This is a genomic window from Mycobacterium simulans (assembly GCF_900232995.1).
Taxonomy (GTDB): domain Bacteria; phylum Actinomycetota; class Actinomycetes; order Mycobacteriales; family Mycobacteriaceae; genus Mycobacterium; species Mycobacterium simulans.
Map to the genome: position 1 here is coordinate 628,973 of NZ_OCVX01000005.1, position 21,453 is coordinate 650,425.

19 protein-coding genes and 3 pseudogenes are annotated in these 21,453 nt (G+C 63.1%); 12 read left to right on the forward strand and 10 right to left on the reverse strand.

The genetic code is table 11. From position 1 onward, the window contains the following. The 7 genes and pseudogenes from MSIMFI_RS28435 to nuoN form a co-directional block, all read left to right on the forward strand. On the forward strand, positions 1–807 hold an 807-nt coding region (locus tag MSIMFI_RS28435; protein ID WP_224770353.1), incomplete at its 5' end, for a complex I subunit 1/NuoH family protein. Next, positions 782–1,345, forward strand: a pseudogene (gene nuoI, locus MSIMFI_RS21505) (NADH-quinone oxidoreductase subunit NuoI); the annotation flags it as partial. The gene MSIMFI_RS28435 and the pseudogene nuoI, both read left to right, overlap by 26 nt. Continuing rightward, positions 1,342–2,118: an NADH-quinone oxidoreductase subunit J gene (locus tag MSIMFI_RS21510; protein WP_191499034.1), complete on the forward strand. Its 777-nt coding sequence runs from the start codon at positions 1,342–1,344 to the stop codon at positions 2,116–2,118. The pseudogene nuoI and the gene MSIMFI_RS21510, both read left to right, overlap by 4 nt. Beyond that, on the forward strand, positions 2,115–2,414 hold the full coding sequence (gene nuoK, locus MSIMFI_RS21515; protein ID WP_085249761.1) for an NADH-quinone oxidoreductase subunit NuoK: 300 nt from the start codon (positions 2,115–2,117) through the stop codon (positions 2,412–2,414). The genes MSIMFI_RS21510 and nuoK overlap by 4 nt, the downstream gene beginning before the upstream one ends. A 10-nt stretch (positions 2,415–2,424) precedes the next feature. Continuing rightward, entirely contained in the window at positions 2,425–4,311 is a 1,887-nt protein-coding gene (nuoL, locus tag MSIMFI_RS21520; RefSeq protein WP_191499035.1) for an NADH-quinone oxidoreductase subunit L, read from the forward strand. A gap of 76 nt (positions 4,312–4,387) precedes the next feature. Further along, positions 4,388–5,965, forward strand: coding sequence for an NADH-quinone oxidoreductase subunit M (locus MSIMFI_RS21525; RefSeq protein ID WP_191499036.1), 1,578 nt, complete (start codon positions 4,388–4,390; stop codon positions 5,963–5,965). Then, positions 5,962–7,554: an NADH-quinone oxidoreductase subunit NuoN gene (gene nuoN / locus MSIMFI_RS21530; protein ID WP_191499037.1), complete on the forward strand. Its 1,593-nt coding sequence runs from the start codon at positions 5,962–5,964 to the stop codon at positions 7,552–7,554. Before MSIMFI_RS21525 ends, nuoN begins: the two co-directional genes overlap by 4 nt. 48 nt (positions 7,555–7,602) lie before the next feature. On the opposite strand, the gene MSIMFI_RS21535 is transcribed toward nuoN, so the two are convergent. From MSIMFI_RS21535 to MSIMFI_RS21565, 8 genes and pseudogenes are all read right to left on the reverse strand, one after another. Continuing rightward, positions 7,603–9,492, reverse strand: coding sequence for a PPE family protein (locus MSIMFI_RS21535; RefSeq protein ID WP_191499038.1), 1,890 nt, complete (start codon positions 9,490–9,492; stop codon positions 7,603–7,605). A gap of 116 nt (positions 9,493–9,608) precedes the next feature. Then, positions 9,609–10,895: pseudogene (locus tag MSIMFI_RS21540) on the reverse strand (beta strand repeat-containing protein); the annotation flags it as partial. Positions 10,896–10,923: 28 nt separating this feature from the next. Continuing rightward, positions 10,924–11,076, reverse strand: coding sequence for a PPE domain-containing protein (locus MSIMFI_RS30075; RefSeq protein WP_449870968.1), 153 nt, complete (start codon positions 11,074–11,076; stop codon positions 10,924–10,926). 145 nt (positions 11,077–11,221) lie between these two features. Then, positions 11,222–11,671: a hypothetical protein gene (locus MSIMFI_RS21545; RefSeq protein WP_191499039.1), complete on the reverse strand. Its 450-nt coding sequence runs from the start codon at positions 11,669–11,671 to the stop codon at positions 11,222–11,224. Position 11,672: 1 nt separating this feature from the next. Further along, a complete protein-coding gene (locus MSIMFI_RS21550) occupies positions 11,673–12,938 on the reverse strand; it encodes a DUF58 domain-containing protein (protein WP_191499040.1) in 1,266 nt (421 codons plus the stop codon). Continuing rightward, positions 12,935–13,918, reverse strand: a complete 984-nt coding sequence (locus MSIMFI_RS21555) for an AAA family ATPase (RefSeq protein WP_186242048.1) — start codon at positions 13,916–13,918, stop codon at positions 12,935–12,937. The genes MSIMFI_RS21550 and MSIMFI_RS21555 overlap by 4 nt, the downstream gene beginning before the upstream one ends. Positions 13,919–13,936: 18 nt before the next feature. Next, a complete protein-coding gene (locus MSIMFI_RS21560) occupies positions 13,937–14,419 on the reverse strand; it encodes a hypothetical protein (RefSeq protein WP_186242047.1) in 483 nt (160 codons plus the stop codon). Continuing rightward, positions 14,416–15,378 (reverse strand): DUF4129 domain-containing protein, encoded by a 963-nt coding sequence (locus MSIMFI_RS21565; RefSeq protein WP_191499041.1) that lies wholly within the window; start codon positions 15,376–15,378, stop codon positions 14,416–14,418. The genes MSIMFI_RS21560 and MSIMFI_RS21565 overlap by 4 nt, the downstream gene beginning before the upstream one ends. 86 nt (positions 15,379–15,464) lie before the next feature. Between MSIMFI_RS21565 and MSIMFI_RS21570 the strand changes: the two are divergent. Then, positions 15,465–16,039: pseudogene (locus MSIMFI_RS21570) on the forward strand (HNH endonuclease); the annotation flags it as partial. Positions 16,040–16,043: 4 nt separating this feature from the next. Here the strand turns inward: MSIMFI_RS21570 and MSIMFI_RS21575 are convergent. Both MSIMFI_RS21575 and MSIMFI_RS21580 read right to left on the reverse strand, forming a co-directional pair. Beyond that, a complete protein-coding gene (locus tag MSIMFI_RS21575; protein WP_191499042.1) occupies positions 16,044–16,895 on the reverse strand; it encodes an SDR family NAD(P)-dependent oxidoreductase in 852 nt (283 codons plus the stop codon). Further along, entirely contained in the window at positions 16,892–17,494 is a 603-nt protein-coding gene (locus tag MSIMFI_RS21580; RefSeq protein ID WP_191499043.1) for a TetR/AcrR family transcriptional regulator, read from the reverse strand. Before MSIMFI_RS21580 ends, MSIMFI_RS21575 begins: the two co-directional genes overlap by 4 nt. A gap of 43 nt (positions 17,495–17,537) precedes the next feature. On the opposite strand from MSIMFI_RS21580, the gene MSIMFI_RS21585 reads away from it, so the two are divergent. The 4 genes from MSIMFI_RS21585 (at position 17,538) to MSIMFI_RS21600 (ending at position 21,451) form a co-directional block, all read left to right on the forward strand. Next, the gene (locus MSIMFI_RS21585; RefSeq protein WP_191499044.1) at positions 17,538–18,674 is read left to right on the forward strand and encodes a phosphotransferase family protein; all 1,137 of its coding nucleotides are present in this window, start codon (positions 17,538–17,540) and stop codon (positions 18,672–18,674) included. After that, positions 18,674–19,798, forward strand: a complete 1,125-nt coding sequence (locus MSIMFI_RS21590) for a hypothetical protein (RefSeq protein ID WP_191499045.1) — start codon at positions 18,674–18,676, stop codon at positions 19,796–19,798. The genes MSIMFI_RS21585 and MSIMFI_RS21590 overlap by 1 nt, the downstream gene beginning before the upstream one ends. A 134-nt stretch (positions 19,799–19,932) precedes the next feature. Beyond that, positions 19,933–20,655, forward strand: a complete 723-nt coding sequence (locus MSIMFI_RS21595) for a class I SAM-dependent methyltransferase (RefSeq protein WP_224770355.1) — start codon at positions 19,933–19,935, stop codon at positions 20,653–20,655. A 13-nt stretch (positions 20,656–20,668) separates the two neighbouring features. Further along, complete coding sequence (locus MSIMFI_RS21600; RefSeq protein WP_191499046.1) at positions 20,669–21,451, forward strand: hypothetical protein; 783 nt, start codon at positions 20,669–20,671, stop codon at positions 21,449–21,451. The last annotated feature ends 2 nt before the right edge of the window (positions 21,452–21,453 follow it).

Sequence of the window (21,453 nt, forward strand, 5' to 3'; positions counted from 1 at the left end):
TTGCTGGGCGGCGTGCGCTCGACCGCGCAGGTTATCTCCTACGAGGTTGCGATGGGACTGTCGTTCGCGACCGTGTTCCTCTACGCCGGCAGCATGTCGACGTCCCAGATCGTGACCGCACAGGACCGCGTCTGGTACATCTTCTTGTTGCTGCCGTCGTTCGTGACCTACCTCATCTCCATGGTGGGCGAAACCAACCGGGCGCCGTTCGACCTGCCCGAAGCCGAGGGTGAACTCGTCGCGGGTTTCCACACCGAGTACTCGTCGCTGAAGTTCGCGATGTTCATGCTCGCCGAGTACGTCAACATGACAACGGTTTCGGCGCTGGCCGCGACCATGTTCCTCGGCGGTTGGCACGCGCCCTGGCCGCTGAACATGTGGCTGGCAGCCAACACCGGCTGGTGGCCGCTGATCTGGTTTACCGCCAAGGTATGGGGCTTCCTGTTCATCTATTTCTGGCTGCGGGCCTCGCTACCCCGGCTGCGCTACGACCAGTTCATGGCGCTGGGCTGGAAGTTGCTGATCCCGGTTTCGCTGATCTGGATCATGATCGCGGCCGTCATCCGCTCCATGCGCAACCAGGGCTACCCGTATTGGACCCCGGTGTTGGTGATCAGCAGCCTCGTCGTCGCGACGGCCCTGGTGCTCTCGCTGCGAAAACCGTTCAGCGTTCCCGGCGCTCGCGCGCTGGCGCGGCAGCGCCGTAAGCATCGCGAGGCCGGCCTGGAAATTCCTGAACCTGCATTCCCGACACCGCCGCTGCCGACGCAACCAGTCGCTGCGAGCAAGGAGAACGCACGTGCCTAAATTTCTTGACGCCATAGCAGGATTCGGCGTGACCTTCGGCTCGATGTTCAAAAAGACAGTCACCGAGGAGTACCCGGAGAAGCCGGGCCCGGTAGCGCCGCGCTACCACGGCCGGCATCAACTCAACCGGTATCCCGACGGGCTGGAGAAATGCATCGGCTGCGAATTGTGCGCCTGGGCCTGCCCGGCCGACGCGATCTATGTCGAGGGCGCGGATAACACCGAAGAGCAACGGTTTTCGCCCGGGGAACGGTACGGCCGGGTGTATCAGATCAACTATCTGCGGTGCATAGGTTGCGGTCTGTGCATCGAGGCCTGCCCCACCCGTGCGCTGACCATGACCAACGACTACGAGATGGCCGACGACAACCGCGCCGACTTGATCTACGAGAAGGACCGGCTGCTGGCCCCGCTGCTGCCCGAGATGACCCCGCCGCCGCATCCGAGGGCGCCGGGCGCCACCGATAAGGACTACTACCAGGGCAACGTGACCGCAGATGGCTTGCGCGAGAGCCAAACAGCCGGAGGCCCTCGGTGATCGCGGTATTGGCCTCCGACACCCTCGTTCGCACCTCCACCGGTGAAGCGGTGACCTTCTGGGTGCTGGGTGCGCTGGCCGTCATCGGCGCGCTGGGCGTGGTGCTGGCCGTCAATGCCGTGTACTCGGCGATGTTTCTGGCCATGACGATGATCATCCTGGCGGTGTTCTACATGGTCCAGGACGCACTGTTTCTGGGTGTGGTTCAAGTCGTCGTGTACACCGGCGCGGTGATGATGTTGTTCCTGTTCGTGCTGATGCTCATCGGTGTGGACTCGGCGGAATCGCTGAAGGAGACGTTGCGCGGCCAGCGGATCGCCGGGGTGGTGACCGGTGTCGGGTTCGGCGTGTTGCTGATCGCCGCCATAGGCAACGTGGCGACCGGAAGTTTCGCGGGATTGACCGCTGCCAATGCCAACGGCAACGTCGAAGGCCTGGCGGCGCTGATCTTCTCCCGCTATCTGTGGGCGTTCGAGTTGACCAGCGCGCTGCTGATCACCGCCGCCGTCGGGGCGATGGTCCTGGCACACCGGGAACGTTTCGAGCGCCGCAAGACCCAGCGGGAGCTCTCCCAGGAACGTTTCCGTCCCGGCGGACACCCCACCCCGCTGCCCGGCCCGGGTGTCTATGCGCGTCACAACGCGGTCGACGTGGCCGCACTGCTCCCCGACGGCTCCTATTCGGAACGATCGGTCTCCCGGATACTGAGGACCCGCGGGGCCGACGGGCAGCACACGCCCTCCGCCGAAGCCGTTAAGGGAACCCCGTCATGAATCCAGCCAATTACCTTTATCTTTCGGTGCTGCTGTTCACCATCGGGGCCGCCGGTGTGCTATTGCGACGCAACGCGATCGTCATGTTCATGTGCGTCGAGCTGATGCTCAATGCCGTCAACCTGGCGTTCGTCACCTTCGCACGAATGCACGGCCATCTCGACGGACAGATGATCGCGTTCTTCACGATGGTGGTTGCCGCCTGCGAAGTGGTCGTCGGCCTGGCCATCATCATGACGATTTTCCGTGCCCGCAAATCGGCGTCGGTCGACGACGCGAACCTACTCAAAGGCTAAGAACGCCAAGATGACTCACTACACCTGGCTGCTGGTGGCGCTGCCATTGGCGGGTGCTGCGATCTTGTTGTTCGGCGGCAGACGCACCGACGCGTGGGGCCATTGGCTGGGCTGCGCAGCGGCGCTGGCGGCCTTCGGTGTGGGTGCGACACTGCTCACAGACCTACTCAGCCGGAGCGCGGACGACCGGGTGATCCACCAGACGGTGTTCACCTGGATTCCCGTCGGCGGTCTGCAGATCGACTTCGGGTTGCAGATCGATCAGCTGTCCATGTGCTTTGTGCTGCTGATCACCGGCGTCGGTTCGCTCATCCACATCTATTCGGTCTCCTACATGGCCGAAGACCCGGACCGCCGAAGGTTTTTCGGCTATCTGAACCTGTTTCTGGCCTCGATGCTGCTGCTGGTTGTCGCCGACAACTACCTGCTGCTCTATGTCGGTTGGGAAGGTGTCGGCCTGGCGTCCTACCTGCTGATCGGTTTCTGGTACCACAAGCCGTCGGCGGCCACGGCAGCCAAGAAGGCATTCGTGATGAACCGAGTTGGAGACGCCGGCCTGGCGCTGGGCATGTTTTTGATGTTCAGCACCTTCGGCACCCTCTCTTTCGCCGGCGTGTTCGCCGGCGCGCCTGCGGCCGGCCGGGGGGCGTTGACCGCGATGGGGTTGTTGCTGCTGCTGGGCGCCTGCGCCAAGTCCGCCCAGGTTCCGCTACAGGCCTGGCTGGGTGACGCGATGGAGGGCCCCACCCCGGTGTCGGCATTGATTCACGCCGCCACCATGGTGACCGCAGGCGTGTATCTGATCGTGCGGTCCAACCCGCTGTACAACCTGTCCCCCGATGCGCAGTTGGGCGTGGTTATCGTCGGCGCCGTCACATTGCTGCTCGGGGCCTTCATTGGCTGCGCCAAAGACGACATCAAACGCGCACTGGCAGCCTCGACAATGAGCCAGATCGGCTACATGGTGCTCGCCGCCGGCTTGGGCCCGGCCGGCTATGCGTTTGCGATCATGCACTTGCTCACCCACGGTTTCTTCAAGGCCGGCCTGTTCCTTGGGTCCGGGGCGGTGATCCACGCACTGGATGGGGAGCAGGACATGCGCCGCTACGGCGGCCTGCGCGCCGCCGTGCCGGTCACGTTCGTCACCTTTGGGCTGGGATATCTGGCGATCATCGGTGTGCCGCCGGTCGCGGGCTTCTTCTCGAAGGACGCCATCATCGAGGCGGCGCTGGGGGCCGGCGGCGGCCGGGGCTACGTCCTTGGCGGCGCCGCGCTGCTGGGTGCCGGCATCACCGCTTTCTATATGACGCGGGGGATGCTGATGACCTTCTTCGGCCAGAAGCGTTGGGCGCCAGACGCCCATCCGCACGAGGCGCCGGCGCTGATGACGTGGCCGATGATTCTGCTGGCTATCGGCTCGGTCTTCTCCGGCGGCCTGTTCGCGATCGGTGGAACTCTGCAGCACTGGCTCGAGCCGGTTGTCGGAGCTCATGAAGAAACCGCCCATGCCCTCCCGGCCTGGGCCAGCACCACCCTGGCGCTATCCGTCGTCGCGATCGGCATCGCGGTCGCCTACCGGATGTATGGCACGGCACCCGTCCCGAGAGTGGCGCCCGTCCAGGTGTCGGTGCTGACCACCGCCGCACGCGCCGACGCCTACGGCGATGCCTTCAACGAGGAGGTGTTCATGCGCCCTGGCGCGGAACTGACCAAGGCTGTGGTCGCGGTCGACGACGCCGGTGTGGACGGCTCGGTGAACGCACTGGCCGCGCTGGTGAGTCAGACGTCAAATCGACTGCGGCGAATGCAAACTGGCTTCGCCCGCAACTATGCATTGTCGATGCTGGCCGGAGCCGCACTCGTGGCCGCGGTGCTCCTGGCGGTGAACCTGTGGTGAACCGCGCCGGCGACGCTGCAGAGCAAAAGAGCGCTGTGGGGGCACCTCCCGCTTGCGGGGGAGAGGAGCGGCGCTCATGAGCAATGTCCCCTGGCTGTCCGTGCTGTGGCTGGTGCCATTGGCAGGTTCCGTGTTGATCATCCTGCTCCCCCCCGGGCTGCGCCAGCTCGCCAAATGGACGGGCCTGGTGGTCAGCGTTCTGACGTTAGCGGTGGCAATCAAAATCACCGTCGGCTTCAAACCCGGCGGCGATACTTACCAATTCCTCGAAAATCACTCGTGGATACCGGCTTTCGGTGCCGGCTACACGCTCGGTGTGGACGGCATCGCGGTAGTGCTGGTGATACTGACCGCGTTGCTGATTCCGCTGCTGCTGGTCGCCGGCTGGAACGATGGCGGCGAACGTACCCGTGGCGTACATGCCTACGTCGCTTTGACGCTGGCCATCGAGTCGATGGTGCTGATCTCGGTGATCGCACTGGACGTGCTGCTGTTCTACGTGTTCTTCGAAGCAATGCTCATCCCGATGTACTTTCTCATCGGCGGCTTCGGCCAGGGTCCCGGGCGCTCGCGCGCCGCGGTGAAGTTCTTGCTGTACAACCTGTTCGGCGGGCTCATCATGTTGGCCGCGGTCATCGGCCTGTACGTGGTCACCGCTCAGCACGGTTCCGGCACCTTCGACTTCCGTGAAATCGTTGCAGGCGTGACCTCTGGCCGCTACGCCGGTGTGGATCCCGCAGTGTTCAAGGCGCTGTTCGGCGGCTTCATGTTCGCGTTCGCCATCAAGGCACCGCTGTGGCCGTTCCACCGCTGGCTGCCGGACGCCGCGGTCGAATCCACACCCGCGAGCGCGGTGCTGATGATGGCGATCATGGACAAGGTCGGTACTTTCGGCATGCTGCGCTACTGCCTACAGCTATTTCCCGATGCCTCAACATATTTCCGTCCGCTGATTGTGACCTTGGCCATCATCGGAGTGATCTACGGCGCGGTCGTGGCGATTGGCCAGACCGACATGATGCGCCTGATCGCCTACACGTCGATCTCACACTTCGGCTTCATCATCGCGGGCATCTTCGTGATGACTAGCCAGGGACAGAGCGGCTCGACGCTGTACATGCTCAACCACGGCCTGTCTACGGCGGCGGTATTCCTGATTGCGGGCTTCCTGATCGCTCGCCACGGCAGCCGCTCGATCGCTGACTACGGCGGCGTGCAGAAGGTGGCGCCAATTATGGCGGGCACATTCATGGTGTCGGCCATGGCCACCCTATCGTTGCCCGGCCTGGCTCCGTTCATCAGCGAATTCCTGGTTCTGCTGGGTACTTTCAACCGCTACTGGTTGGCGGCGGCGTTCGGCGTCAGTGCGCTGGTCCTCTCGGCCATCTACATGCTGTGGCTCTACCAGCGCGTGATGACGGGGCCGGTGGCCACCGGCAACGAAAAAATCGGCGACCTCAGGCCGCGTGAAATGGTCGTCGTGGCACCCCTGATCGCATTGCTGCTGGTGCTCGGGATCTATCCCAAGCCGGTGCTCGACGTCATCAACCCGGCGGTCGAGAACACTATGACCACCATCGGCCAGCATGATCCCGCGCCCAGCGTGCCAATGACGGGCGGCGCGCCCCGGACAGCCGAAGGACCGCACCAATGACCCTGCCCAGTCCCAGCATCGAGTACTTCCTGCTGTGCCCGATGCTCATCGTCTTTGCAGTTGCGGTGGCCGGTGTGCTGGTCGAGGCGTTCCTGCCACGCCGGTTCCGCTACGGCGCGCAAGTGATACTGGCCCGCGGCGGGTTGGTCGCGGCCCTGGTAGCGATCATCGTGGTGGCCAGGTCAATTCCGGCGTCCGGTCGTCGCACCGTGCTGGGCGCAATGGCCGTGGATCGACCGACGCTGTTCCTGCAAGGCACCGTGGTGCTGGTCGCGATATTGGCGGTGATATTCATAGCCGAGCGCAGCGAGGTTGCTTCGACGAGCAAGATCGCTGTGGGGGTTGGGCGGCTCAGGGGGCTGGATTCCTTTACGCCACAAGCCTCTGCGGTTCCCGACAGCGACGCCGAGCGCGAGGCGGAACGCGCGGGTGCGGCCCAGACGGAGCTCTTCCCGCTGGCGCTGCTCTCCGTCGGCGGCATGATGGTGTTCCCCGCGTCCAACGACCTGCTGACGATGTTCGTCGCGCTGGAAGTTCTCTCGCTGCCGCTGTACCTGATGTGCGGCCTTGCCCGGCACCGCCGACTGCTGTCGCAGGAGGCGGGGATGAAGTACTTTCTGCTGGGTGCGTTCTCGTCGGGCTTCTTCCTCTACGGTGTCGCGTTGCTCTACGGCGCGACCGGCACGCTGACCCTGTCCGGAATCCGGAATTCATTCGCAACACACACCGACACCTCGATGGCGTTGGCCGGCGTCGCGCTGCTGTCGGTCGGCCTGCTGTTCAAGGTCGGCGCGGTCCCGTTCCACTCCTGGATTCCCGATGTCTACCAGGGCGCACCCACCCCGATCACCGGCTTCATGGCGGCGGCCACCAAGGTCGCGGCGTTCGGCGCACTGCTTCGCGTGGTCTATGTCGCGCTACCGCCGCTTCATGATCAATGGCGTCCGGTGCTGTGGGGGATTTCGATTCTGACTATGGCGGTTGGCACCATCACCGCGGTGAATCAGACCGACGTCAAGCGGATGCTGGCCTATTCGTCGGTCGCGCACGTCGGCTTCATCCTCACCGGTGTGATCGCCGACAGCCCTTCGGGCCTCTCCGCGACGTTGTTCTATTTGGTCGCCTACAGCTTCAGCACAGTGGGCGCCTTCGCCATCGTGAGTTTGATCCGTAAACCCGACGGCTCAGACGGTTCAGAAGACGCCAACCTGTCGCACTGGGCAGGGCTTGGTCAGCGCTCACCGATTGTGGGCGTGATGTTTTCGATGTTTCTGCTGGCTTTCGCCGGCATCCCGCTGACGAGTGGATTCGTCAGCAAGTTCGCCGTGTTCAAGGCCGCCGCGCAGGGCGGCGCGGTGCCACTGGTGATCATCGGTGTGATCTCCAGCGGGGTGGCGGCGTACTTCTACGTCCGGGTGATCGTGCTGATGTTCTTCACCGAGGGATCCGATGACACACCACAGGTGGTGGCTCCCGGGGTGCTGAGCAAGGCCGCCATCGCGTTATGCGCGGCGGTCACCCTGATTCTGGGGATCGTGCCACAGCCGGTGCTCGATCTGGCCGAGCACGCCGCCCAGTTGGTGCACTGACCAATCCGGCCGCCGCCGAGCTGGCGGGGCCTGAGTCGACGGCGGACCTTAAGCCGGTCCGAAGATACCGGCCTGGTTATTGCCCCTGTTGAACGCACCAGCGTCGTTGTCACCCGAATTCCCAATGCCGCTGCTGTTATTGCCCGAGTTCGAGATGCCGGAACTGAACTGGCCCGTATTGAAGAAGCCCGCGTTTTCGAGGCCCGAATTGCCCCAGCCTGTGTTTAAGCTGCCCGAATTATTGATCCCGACTTGAAAGTCGCCTGAGTTATTGAAACCCGAACTCACGCCGGAGCCCGTATTCGTGTTCTGAAATCCGGAAGTGTCGGTGCCGGAATTGAAGAATCCCGAGAGACCGGTGCCGGTGTTGCCGAAGCCCGACGAGGTCACGCCGGCCGGGGTGATCGAGCTGCCGACACCGGTGTTCAGGTCACCGGAATTGAGCAGTCCAGTGTTCGTTGCACCTGAGTTCCCAAAGCCGGTGTTCAAGCTGCCGGAGTTGAACCAGCCCGTATTTGCCCCTAGCCCGGTGCCAGAGCCGTTGGCACCACCCGCATTAAAACTGCCGGTATTGCCTACGCCCGCGTTTGCCGAACCCATGTTGAAGTCGCCCGCGTTCCCATTGCCGACGTTGAAGTCGCCCGCGTTCCAGAAGCCGAAGTTGGTGTGACCGGCGTTTCCGAAGCCGGTATTGACATTGCCCGCGTTCCATAACCCGGTGTTGCCCTCACCCGAGTTCCCGAAACCGAAGTTCCCATTCCCCGAGTTGAAGAAACCAAAGTTTCCATCACCAGAGTTGAAGAACCCGATGTTGTTGTTACCCGAGTTTCCGAAACCCATGTTCCCGGTCCCCGAGTTCAGCGCACCAATACCCACCTGATTATCGCCGGTGAGCCCGAAACCAATGTTGTTATTACCGTTATTCCCAAACCCGAAGTTCAAATTACCTTTGTTGCCAAACCCGATATTGGAAGAACCAATGTTGCCGCTACCCACATTGAACCCACCCTGGTTCCCACTGCCGAAGTTGGTCCCACTAGTGAAATCGATGGGGCTGAAGCTGTTCCCACCACCGAAGTTCCTCGAGCCAACATTCCCCCAGCCGAAGTTCCCATTACCCTCATTACCACCGCCAAAGTTGAGGCGGCCAAAGTTTCCGCTACCAAAATTGGTGTGGCCGATATTCCCACTGCCCAGGTTGGCAAATCCGAAGTTCCCGCTGCCCAGGTTGGTGTCGCCGATGTTCCCGCTGCCCAGGTTGACGTTGCCGAAGTTCCCACTGCCCAAATTAAACGAGCCGTTGTTCCCGCCGCCCAAGTTCCAGTTACCGATGTTCCCCAGACCCGTGTTGATGGCCGGGAGAACACTTGCCGCGGGCGCCGCAGCCGCAGCCGCCACCTGACCCAGACCCGGCAAACCCACCAACGCCTGCTGCCACGACGGCAACGCCCCCGCCGCCGCGGCCGCCCCACCGTGATAACCCACCATCGCGGCCACATCGGCGGCCCACATCTCCTCATAAATGCCCTCAGCAGCCGCAATCGCCGGCGCATTCTGACCAAAAACGTTCGACAACACCAACTGCACGAACGCATTCCGATTAGCCGCCACCGCCAACGGATGAATCATCGCCGCCCGCGCCGCCTCAAACGCACTCACTACCGCCTTAGCCTGAGCCGACGCCCCCGCAGCACGCGCCGCCGCCGCGCTCAACCAGCTCGCATACGGCGCCGCCGCAGCCGCCATCGCCGCCGCCGCCGCACCCTGCCAGGCCTGACCCGACCCCCCCGACGTCACCGACCCAAACATCTCCGCCGCCGACCCCAACTCCACCGACAGCCCATCCCAGGCCACCGCCGCCTCCAACATCGGCGCCGAACCCGCTCCCGAGAACATCCGCAACGAATTAATCTCCGGCGGCAACACCGAGTAGTTCATGACAGTCGATCCCTTTCCTAGGTGGACTTCCGAAACGTGCCACACCGAAATAGTTCAGGCATGCGAATGAACCAGCCGCGACGCCTTGTCGATGCCAATGGGTAAATCCGGATTACTTAGGGCTGACCGAAAATACCCGCTTGGTTGTTACCCTGGTTGAAGGCGCCCGCGTCGTTGTCTCCAGAGTTCCCAACGCCGGAGCTAAAGGTTCCGGAATTGTATATACCGGAATTGTTGCCGCCAAACCCGCTGTTGGCAATGCCGTAGTTGAAGCTACCCGAGTTGCTGATGCCCGTGTTGTCATTACCCGTGTTAAACAGGCCGGTTTGTCCGTCGCCCGAATTCATGAATCCCGAGCTACTGTCGCCCGCATTCTGGTAGCCAGAGGTACCGTCTCCCGAATTAAAGAAGCCCGAGACATTAGTACCGGTGTTGCCGAAGCCCGACGAGGTCACACCGGCTGGGGTGATCGTGCTGCCGAAACCGGTATTCAGGTTCCCGGTGTTGAACGCACCCGTATTGGTGTCACCCGCATTCCCGAAGCCCGTGTTCAGGCTGCCCGAATTAAATAGGCCCGTATTATGGCCGAAGTCCAGGCCTTGCGCACCCCCGGAATTAAACGCGCCGGTATTGTCGATGCCCGAATTCCCAAATCCCATGTTGGCGTCGCCTGCGTTTCCGAAGCCCACGTTGAAGTTGCCCGAGTTCCCGGAACCGAAGTTTATGACGCCCGAGTTCCCGAAGCCGGTGTTGAAATTACCGGAGTTCCAGAACCCCGTGTTGGTCTCACCCGAGTTCGCGAATCCGAAGTTCCCATTCCCCGAGTTGAAGAAACCAAAGTTTCCATCGCCAGAGTTGAAGAACCCGATGTTGTTGTTACCCGAGTTTCCGAAACCCATGTTCCCGGTCCCCGAGTTCAGCGCACCAATACCCACCTGATTATCGCCGGTGAGCCCGAACCCAATGTTGTTATTGCCGTTATTCCCAAATCCGAAGTTCAAATTACCTTTGTTGCCGAACCCGATGTTGGAAGAACCGATGTTGCCGCTGCCCACATTGAACCCACCCTGGTTCCCACTACCAAAGTTGGTGTTAGCAGAGAAATCCATGGGGTTGAAGGTATTTCCGCCGCCGAAGTTCCCGGAGCCAATATTCCCCCAGCCGAAGTTGCCACTACCATCATTTCCACCGCCAAAGTTGAGGCGGCCAAAGTTTCCGCTACCGAAATTGATGTGGCCGATATTTCCGCTACCCAAATTATAAGAGCCGAAGTTGCCACTACCAAAGTTCAAATTTCCGATGTTTCCGCCACCGAGATTGACGTTGCCGAAGTTCCCACTGCCCAAATTAAACGAGCCGTTGTTCCCGCCGCCCACGTTCCAGTTACCGATGTTCCCCAGACCCGTGTTGATGGCCGGGAGACGGTCTCTTCTACGCGCCCGTATTTGGGCTGAAGGCATGTTCCGGCTCCAAATCCGCCGACAGCCCATCCCAGGCCACCGCCGCCTCCAACATCGGCGCCGAACCCGCTCCCGAGAACATCCGCAACGAATTGATCTCCGGCGGCAACACCGAGTAGTTCATGAGCCAATCCCCTTCCGCAGAGTCGCGACAGGACCCTCCCACTAAGGCCCGCCTGCAACTGCCTCACTCGACCTATACGACGAAACCTTAGAAAAATCTCTGCCAAATATTCGCGGATTGGCGGATTTGGAGCCGGAACATGCCTTCAGCCCAAATACGGGCGCGTAGCCAAGACGTAGATCGCCAACACCGCCAGCGGCGCTACCAAGGGCAACCACGGCAGCTGTAGCGGGAACGAAGTCCCGACCAACCCGACGAAGGTAAACCCCGCGGCGGCAATGATTGTCGGCGAGCTGCCCATGACATGACCGGCCGCAGTGCCGGCTCCATGCCGGCACACCAGATAGGCGGCGGCGCAAAGTCCCGAGAGTGCGGCGAGTACCTGCGGCTGATCGGACATTGCCATCACGGACACCGAGAGCAGCACGGCCAGTGTCGCCGCCGCGCGAACCACCGTCCCCACCCCCACCGCGATCACGGCTGCAACGGCGGCGATAATCGCCGGTCCGTGCGATTCGACAGCGGCTGCCCCCACCATCAGCAGGCCGAATACCGGTGCGACGGCATGGCTGCCGGACTGCGCGATGGACGCCATCTCAGTGCCTTCCCGCAAGCCGTCCCCGCAGCCGACGGCGGCGGACCGGCAGCGCACTCATCGACTGGTCCAGCGACCGCTCCCCCGGCCAGGACAGCACATCGACACCAATCGTGGCCATGTCGCGATACATCGCGGAGCGCTGCAGCGCCCACATCCGGACCACCAGCGGGTCCTGCTGGGCCTCGAACGGAGATGTGTCGAGAACGTCGACAGCAACCACCACATGGCCGCGTTTGCGCAAGTCGATCAGCGCCAGCGCGAACTCGGTATCGAGCAGCGTGGAAAAGGCGATGACGATCCCGCCCGAGGGAACGGCGGCGCGCGGCGCCAGTGTCCCGGTGGTGTTTTCGAAGCGGTCACCGGCTCCGAGCACGGTATCGAGCACCCGATAGAACTGGCGTTGACCGATGTCCGCGCCGAGCCATCGTGGGCGGTTGCCCCCGAGCGCGACGATCCCGGCACGATCGCCGTTTCGCAGCGCAGTCTGCACAACCTGAGCCGCACCGCGCACGACGCGTTCGGTCGCTTGGGTCGCCGGGCCCGCGGGCTGCTGATATGTGTCGATCAGAACCACCACGTCGGCGGCACGGTCGGTCAACCGCTGCGTTACGTGTAGTCGGCCGCGGCGCGCGCTCACCGCCCAGTTCACGGCGCGCAGTTGGTCACCTGGGACATAGGGACGTATGTCGGCGTATTCCACACCCGGGCCGATGTGCCGGGTGAGGTGAGCGCCCAGACGGTCGAGCAATTCGGTCTGTGGGATCGACGTCGACTGCGGCGGTGTCAACGGAAAGACTATGACTTCGGCGGCGTCGACGGTCCCCGTCCCCCTCAACAGCCCGCCGCGCGCGACGACGTCGACCCGCGCCCGGATCGGATAGCGTCCCCAACGCTGGGCTAGGACCGCAACGGTTTTCGCTTGACGAGAGCCCGATTCGACAGGTTCGAGTTGCATTCCGTCGATAGCCGAGACGGTGAGCTCGACTGCCCCAGCATCGGAATCCGTTGTTGCCCACACCTTCACCCGTGCCTGCTCGTTCTCGAAGCATCGCTGTGAATCCGGCTCCCCGCGCACATGAATCGTCGGGACCGGGCGCTGCCAACTAATCGAGCACAGCACACCGAGTAGCGGTGCCGCGAAAGCGATCAGCTGCCAGCGACCACCGATGACGGCAGTGGCCAGTGCAACTCCGGCGCAGGTGGCGATCGCCAGCGTCAGTTGCGATGCACGCCAGCGTAACTCGACTTCACGAATCTCGATCACACCGATCCGGTCACCCCATCGGCTCCCTTAGCTCGAGGCACCGGCAAGCGCCGCAACAGTTCTCCGACCACATCGGCGCCCTGAATTTTTCGCACCCACATCTCTGGACGCAAGGTGATGCGGTGCGCGACCGTGGCAATCGCAAGCGCCTTAACGTCTTCTGGGATCACGTAGTCCCGGCCGAGCAGCAGCGCCCGGGCACGCGCAAGCTGCACCAGGTCGAGTTCGGCACGCGGACTCGCGCCCACCGCCACCTGCGGATGATTGCGGGTCGCCGTGGCCAGCGACACCACATAGTGCAAGACGTCTTCATGCACTGTCACCTGCTCGACCGATTCCCGCATAGCCAGCAGATCGTGCGCGTCCACGACCTGGTTCACCGTCGGCTCTGCTGAACCACGTTCGAGGCGACGGCGCAGCATCGAGGTTTCGTCGCGCTCCGAGAGATATCGCAGTTCTAGCCGGATCGCGAACCGGTCCAGTTGCGCCTCGGGCAAGGGATAGGTGCCTTCGTACTCGATCGGGTTGTCCGTGGCCAGGACGATGAAAGGCATTGGCAAGCGGTGGGTTTGGCCGTCGATACTCACCTGGCCCTCAGCCATCGCCTCCAGCAGCGCCGCCTGGGTTTTGGGTGGCGTGCGGTTAATCTCGTCGGCAAGCAGCAGGTTGGTGAAGATCGGCCCGCGCCGAAACTCAAAGCGTCCCGACTGCATGTCGTAGATGGTCGAGCCGAGCAGGTCGGCCGGCAGCAGATCGGGCGTGAACTGGACCCGCGTGAATTCGAGCCCCAGCGCCGCGGCAAAGGATCGTGCGATCAGCGTCTTGCCCAGGCCGGGAAGATCTTCGATCAGTACGTGCCCACGCGCAAGGACGGCGGTGAGGATCAGCGTCAGCGCCGAGCGCTTCCCCACAACGACCCGTTCGATCTCGTCGAGCACCGCCTCGCAATGGGCGGTGGTGGTAGCCGCCGGCATAGTCATAGTTCAGTCATGGCTGAGTCATACCTGTTCTAACTTTTGCAGTATTTCTTCTAGGGCTCCACGACCGGGACCGGGCTGGCGGTCACCGGTATGCGTGACGTTGTTCGGGTTGACCCATTCCCATAGTTCGGCGCCGAACAACATTTGGCCGGTGGCAGTAAAGGCCGCCGGATCTCTCGCATGCCGTTGCCCGGTGGCGATTTCGAAACGCCGGGCAAGCATCGGGCGCAGGTGCCGGTCCCAGTCCGCGCGGGTAGAGTCCGACCACCGGATTGTCGTTTCGGTGTTGGACAGCCAGCGGCGCAACCCCTCCCCCAGATCGTCGGACTCCGGTTCGGCGACGGGTTCGTTCGGATGTCCCAGAACTCGGCGAATGTTGAGCAGCACCATAGCCAAGGCGACGCCCGCCGCAGCCAGCACATACCGGCGATCTTGCAGTATCAGCGCTAATAGCTCTGTTCCGACCATGAGGCAAACGCCCAGTGTTATAAGCTTTTTCATATCGGACTCCGGGCGCCCAGCTCGTCGAGAACCAGCCGAAGTATCCGCACCGCAACCTCGCGATGCCCCTCGTTCATCACATGCGGACTAAATCGCGCCTCGGTAAACAGGTCCACCAGCTGGACAGCGTTATCGGCGTGCAACGCATGGTGTTCCACGGCTCTGGCGACGACTTCGGTTGGGGTGTCGAAGTCCTGAGGTGCAGCTCCGGGAACATTGGCGAGTTCACGTTCCATCGCCGCATAACACGCAATAATCGCTTGACGTGGTTCGCGACTAAGGTCGGCGATCTCGGCCAGTCCGACTTCGGCTGCCCGTGCCAGTGATTCCGAACTTCTTGGCGGTGGGGGCGGCGGCGGGATTGCGACGTCATCTTTGGCGACGAGGCCCGGTAGAGCTGTGCGCCGGCGCCGCCGGGACAGGATCGCTCCGGCCGCGACGATCATCAGGAGGACCGGCGTGCTCGCAATCAGGATGCCGAGCATGTCCCTGTCGTTTCTGTGTTGCGGATGCGGCTGGGGCGGCGGTGCGTTGCCGTTCACCGACGGCGGCGCGCCCGAATCCGGGGTGGGGGCTTCGAGAACGACCTCGGGTGGCGCGAATAGTCGCGAAAGCAATAGCACGATGAGTAGCCAGGCCAGGATCACCCCAAATCCGATCAATAGCGCGCGCCAACTCGGCCGCCCCTTGCCGGTGCCAAGCATGTCGGACAGATCGCCCACGCTGGGCGCCACCGTGCGGGGATCCCGCAACCGCGTGACGATGGAGAACGCCAGTATGGCGAGCGTCGCGGCGATGGCCGTGACAATGAACATCAACGCCGCCCGATTGCCGCCCGCCTCCGCGAGCCGTGAACCGTGGCGAGCCGGAAGATAGCCGCGCAGCGCGGCCGCAACCACGATCAACAGAGCGATCAGGACGGTAACGCGCCCCGTGGGCGAGGCAGTGATGCGCCTCATAGCCGAAGGCTAGCGGCGGTGGGCAGCACGGGTCCAGCTTGTCACCGGGCTCAGTTGTGCTCGAACACACATGTTCGAGCTCGATCCGTGCCGCGAAAGCCGAAAACGACCGCACGGTGACGATACGGCCGGCCCTGACACCATGACCTGGATCAGCGCCTTGCTCCCGGTCGCGCAGGGCGTAGGGGTCGTTGCAGCCTGGCGCCGCGCCGCGGACACCACGTTCGACGACCGTTCGCGAGGTCAGGTGATGGCCGATAACTTGGTCGACCTTGTTTGGGGACGACTCCGCCCCGGCGGTGGTCGACGGCTATGGGCCAATCTCCGCCGGGGTGGCGAGCATCCTGGTCACTCAGGCCGCACCCCTTATTGCGACGCTCCCATCCGACACCGTGATCACGCTCGGCCGCGCAGTCGCGGGGGACCCACCACGGCGGACAATGGCCTCGGATTGTGCGAGCGCTGCAACTACGTCAAGGAATCACCGGGTTGGCGAGTCACCACCGGTATCGAAAACGGCAGGCACACAGCTGAATACGTCATGCCAACCGGCGCTTGTCACCAGTCCACCGCGCCACCGCTACCAGGTTACCCAATGGTCGAGATCAGCAAAGTCGAGAGTGGCATTGCGGTCACGCTGATCGACCTGCACGCCGCTTGACGATTCAGGCGGTGAAGGGCGCGAAGCTGCCGTCGAGCACCTGACGATGACCGATCACACGTCCGGTGACCACGGCTGCGTCTACCCGCGCCAGCTGCACCGCTGCCTGCGCGAACTCGTCGGCGCTTGCTACGTCATCGAAGTCACGTGCGTAATAGGACAGCCCCGGGGTGAGGATCGGCTTGGACGGCGCCAGCACGTTTACCGCGATGTTGTGGGCGGCCAGGTCGAACGCCACGCACTGGGTGAGGTGCTCGAGTGCCGCCTTCGAGCCCCCGTAGCCGGGCAGGACGCCGCCGCTACGGTCGGCGTAAGGCCCGCTGCCGGGCAGCCGGGATGCGACCGAGGTGATGTTGATGATCGAGCCGCCACCCGCGGCGATCATGTCGGGCGAGGTAAGTTGCATCAACTCATAGGCGGCGAAGACTGCTATGTCGAAATGCCGGCGAAACGCGGCCAACGGCGTGCTCACGAACCCCGGCCAACCCGGCCTAGTCGATCTAGCGGGTTTGGCTCGCGGCTGATCGCCAGGCGCCGGCGGGCGCCCAGGAGCGGTGAATGCGGCGTTGTTCACCAGAATTGTGGTGGGGCCCAAGGCATCTCGGGCGGCTTGAACTAGCCGCGCGACATCCTCTCGGTCGGTCAGATCGGCGCGGACCGCCACGGCTCGTCCGCCCGCCGCCTCGATGTCGGCGACCGTCTCGCCGATGGTGCCAGGCAGCCGGTCATCCCACACCTGTTCGGTGCGTCCGGATACCGCCACCGCGGCGCCCTCTGCCGCCAGCGCCAAGGCGATCGCGCGGCCCAATCCGCGGCTGGCGCCGGTGACGATGGCGACCCGCCCGGCAAGTCTCATCGGGTAACTCCGTGCACGAGAATGGCGGTGGTCTGATCCACCCAAGTGTCATCAAGTTTGTCGTCCGGCGATAGCAACATCCGCAGCATCGTGGCTCCCCCGATCAACTCGATCAACCGGTCGGGGTCGACGTCCGGGTGCGCCTCGCCGCGGTCGACCGCCTCACGCAGCCGAATCCGCACCAGGGTAAACAGGTCGGCAAAGCGGGCAAGTACGCGGGCATTGAGCTCGGCGTCGGCGGTCATGTCGGCGACCAGACCAGGCAGCGCGGCCCGCACCACCGGGGTGGTGAATACATCGCGGGTGGCCTCGATCATCATCCGGATATCAGCGGCGAAGTCGCCGGCCGGAGCCTCCAGCGCCGTGGGCGCAACCGGGAAAGCAGCCTCGTGCACCAGTTCGGCCTTGCTCGACCAACGTCGGTACAGCGCGGATTTCGTGGTCCCAGCGCGTTCGGCGACGGCGGCCAAGCTGAGATTCGAATAGCCGATCTGCACAAGCAGTTCCGTGGTCGCCGACAAGATCGCGGAGTCTATGCGCGGATCGCGGGGCCGTCCGGCGCCGGGCCCCTTGTCAACGGAGGACGGGTCTGCTTTCATAACGCTACCTACCGTATCGTAATTACTTCACGAAGGAAGCCTCGTGGCCAAAGAACCGGCCCTCGACAATGTAGACCGCCTGCAGCGCTCGAGCCGTGATGTCACCATGCTGCCGGCGGTGATGTCGCGATGGTTGTCCACGGTGCTGCCCGGCAACGCGATACCCGACGTGACCGTGGAAAGCGGCGTGGACGCCACGGGCATGTCGTCGGAAACCATCATCTTGACCGCTCGTTGGGAACAGGATGGCCAACCGGCCGAGCAGAAGCTGGTGGCCCGGGTGGCACCGTCTGCCGCGGACGTGCCGGTGTTCCCAACCTATCGGCTGGATCATCAATTCGAAGTCATCCGGCAGGTCGGCGAATTGACCGATGTCCCCGTCCCCGAGGTGCGCTGGATCGAGACCACCGGCGAGGTGTTGGGAAAGCCCTTCTTCCTGATGGACTACGTCGACGGTGTGGTGCCGCCCGACGTCATGCCCTACACCTTCGGCAATAACTGGTTTGCCGATGCGCCCCCCGAATGCCAACGCCAATTGCAGGACACCACCGTGGGGGTGCTGGCGCAGTTACATTCGATTCCTAACGCAGAGAACGTATTTGGCTTCTTGAATGAGGGCCTCGCCGGCGATACCGCGCTGCGACGGCACTTCAGCTGGGTGCAGTCCTGGTACGACTTCGCGGTCCCGGATATCGGTCGGTCGCCGCTGCTGGAACGGACTTTCGAGTGGCTGCTAGACAACTGGCCAGACGAACCGGCGGCACGCGAGCCGGTATTGTTGTGGGGCGACGCCCGAGTGGGCAACGTGCTGTATCGCGACTTCGCTCCGGTCGCCGTGCTGGACTGGGAGATGGTGACCGTCGGCCCGCGCGAGCTCGATGTTGCCTGGATGATATACGCGCACAAGGTCTTTGAAGAGCTGGCCGGTTTAGCGACGTTGCCCGGGTTGCCGGAGGTGATGCGCGAGGACCACGTGCGCGCCACCTATGAGCGGCTCACCGGCGTGGAACTCGGCGATCTGCACTGGTTTTACGTGTATTCGGGCGTCATGTGGGCAATTGTGTTCATGCGCACCAGTGCGCGGCGGGTGCACTTCGGCGAGATCGAGAAACCGGGCGATGTGGAATCGCTGTTCTATCACGCCGGATTGATGAAGCGTCTTATCGGAGAGGAGCGCTAATGCCGCAAATGCTTGGCCCGCTCGACGAGTACCCGGTACACCAGGTACCCCAACCCATCGCTTGGCCGGGCTCTTCCGACCGCAACTTCTACGACCGCTCCTACTTCAACGCCCACGACCGCACCGGGAACATCTTCGTCATCAGCGGCATCGGCTACTACCCCAACCTCGGCGTCAAGGACGCGTTCCTGCTCATCCGGCGCGGGGATACCCAAACCGCAGTACACCTCTCGGACGCCATTGACCAGGACCGGCTGCACCAACACGTCAACGGCTACCGGATCGAGGTCATCGAGCCGCTGCGCAAATTGCGACTGGTCCTCGACGAAACCGAAGGCATCGCAGCCGATCTCAGCTGGGAGGGACTATTCCACGTGGTCCAGGAACAGCCCCATCTGCTGCGGTCGGGCAACCGGGTCACGCTGGATGCACAACGATTCGCCCAGCTCGGTACCTGGAGTGGACGGATCGTCGTCGACGGCGAGGAAATCGCCGTCGACCCCGCCACGTGGATCGGCAGCCGCGACCGCTCCTGGGGGATTCGGCCGGGGGGTGAGCCCGAACCGGCGGGCCGGCCCGCCGACCCGCCGTTCGAGGGCATGTGGTGGCTGTACGTGCCGATGGCGTTCGACAACTTCGCCATCGTGCTGATCATCCAGGAAGAGCCCAGCGGCTTCCGATCACTCAACGACTGCACGCGGGTGTGGCGCGACGGCCGTGTCGAGCAGCTGGGCTGGCCTCGGGTCAAGATCCACTACCGCTCCGGCACCCGAATCCCAACCGGCGCCACCATCGACGCGACTGCGCCCGACGGCACCCCCGTCCACTTCGACGTGGAATCCAAGCTGCCGGTGCCGATTCACGTCGGCGGCGGCTACGGCGGCGATTCGGACTGGTTGCACGGCATGTGGAAGGGTGAAAAGTTCGTCGAGCGGTTGACCTACGACATGACCGATCCGGCGATCATCGCGCGGTCGGGCTTCGGTGTGATCGACCACGTGGGTCGCGCGGTCTGCCGGGATGGGGACGCCGACCCGGTGGAGGGCTGGGGTCTCTACGAGCACGGGGCGTTGGGACGCCACGACCCATCGGGATTCAAGGACTGGTTGACGGTCGCGCCGTAACTTTGTGGCCACGGCAAGGATGCCGCGATAACACGGCCTGGTGTCAGGGCATAGGTGCACTGTGCAACGCCCGTTCCGCCAGCTTTAGTGAATTTGCCCTGGTGCCGCTGTGACGCGGCCGGGATCGTTTTGCCATGCCGATACCATTGCCGCCATTCAATAACGACACCACGACGTGGTCGTGGTTGCACGGGTGGTATTACGAGAACGTCGTGGCGCCGGCCGTCCTTTACACCGGCTATGTGATAGACGAGCACTTCCTGGAACACCTACCGCCGGGAGCCCGCATCCTCGATGTCGGATCCGGCGGCGCGCAATTCACAAAGCACATCGCCGATCAGCGACCCGATATCAACATCGTCGGTATCGATTTGTCACTGCCGCAGATTCGCCGGGCCAGCAAACGCATGCACGATTACGGCGATCGGGTGAAATTCCAACTCGGTGACGCAACCCATCTCCAATTCGACGACTACAGCTTTGACGGTGTGATCAGTTACGGCTCCATCAAACACTGGACATCGCGCGATGCCGGCCTCGCTGAATGCGTTCGGGTGCTCAAACCGGCAGGACCGTTGCTGATCGTCGAGGTTGATCGCAGCATGACATTCGACAATGCCTACGCGTTCGTCTGCCGGTACCGAGCACCGCGATTCCTGCGTGGCCCAATGCTCGCAATGTTTCGCACCTGGGTCGCGGGTCGCTCGATCGACATGGAAGACGCTCGCGCCATCGCAAGCGGACTCGATCTGATCGACAACGATTCTCGTCGCATCCCTGATTCGCCGCTGCTCATGATCTCCGGTCGCCGGGCTCCCGCGAAGGTCGGCAGTCCCGCTATCAGGTCCTCTGCTTAGGGATTCCGAAATCATGGACCTGTCAATGCCGGGCGCCGTGAAGACGATGCCATATCACTTGCCCGCGACTTTCAACTGGCTGGATCGGGACACTGGCTGCACGATTGTGTTGTCGCAACCGGAGTGCGAACCGAAATTATGGGAGCAATACCTATCTGGGGCACTCGCCAGCTACAGCAAATACGGCGTCGAGAGTGCGCTCGATTTTGAGCAGATGCGCGACGGGCGAGACACAACGCTTTTCTATACCGCCGTAGACGATGGTGGGCGGGTGCTGGGCGGCGTACGGGTCAGGGGTCCCCTACGCAGCGCTGAGGAGGCGCATGCACTCGTTGAATGGGTCGGCCAACCCAATCAGGGTGCGGTTCGCAAGATGATCACCGAACGGCTGCCATTCGGAATAGTGGAGATGAGGGCGGCGTGGGTGACCGACCACCGGAACTACAGCCAGTTGATAACCAAAGCGTTGGCCCGCGTGGCGTTTCCGACGCTGTCATTGCTGGACGTTAATTTCATTCTCGCCACGGCGGCCGCTCATGTGTTGGAGCGCTGGCGTACCTCGGGTGGCGTTGTGGCCGCTGAAATCCCCGCCGCACCCTATCCCAGCGACCGATACCGCACGAAAGTCATGTGGTGGGACCGCAGGACATTCACCCGACTCTGCGAGCCCACCCAGCTCACGAAGATGCTGCAGGAAATGCGCGACTTGGCGACGCAGATGGCTGAGTGGCATGTGAGGTTTGACGCTTCGCGCATCGCGTGTCCAGAAGCGTTTGCGGAACTCGCAGCACACTGACG